Origin of the sequence: Flavihumibacter cheonanensis (assembly GCF_022352215.1) — a bacterium.
Taxonomy (GTDB): Bacteria; Bacteroidota; Bacteroidia; order Chitinophagales; family Chitinophagaceae; genus Flavihumibacter; species Flavihumibacter cheonanensis.
Map to the genome: position 1 here is coordinate 1 of NZ_JAKRWF010000211.1, position 280 is coordinate 280.

Genomic DNA, 280 nt, shown 5'->3' on the forward strand with positions numbered 1-280 from the left:
GGCGGCCGAGGCTCAGGTAGCCGTGGCGGTGGAGCACCATGCCCGACTCTTCGGCGCTCCACCGCACGGGTTCTGGCTGCCGGAGTGCGCCTTCGCCCCGGGGCTGGACGAGGTCCTGGCCCGCCATGGGATCGGCTATTTCTTCGTGGACGGGCCGGCGTTGCTGCACGCCTCGGCCCGGCCGGTCCGGGGCGCCTTCGCCCCGCTGCTCTGTCCGTCAGGGGTCGCTGCGTTCGGCCGCGACGAGGAGTGCGGCCGCCAGGTATGGAGCCGGGCCGAG

The 280-nt window shown here is 74.3% G+C and carries 1 protein-coding gene; it reads left to right on the forward strand.

The window, feature by feature from the left end:
• Positions 1–280 (forward strand): hypothetical protein (locus MD536_RS21730; protein ID WP_239603871.1); only part of this gene is annotated, 280 nt, incomplete at both ends.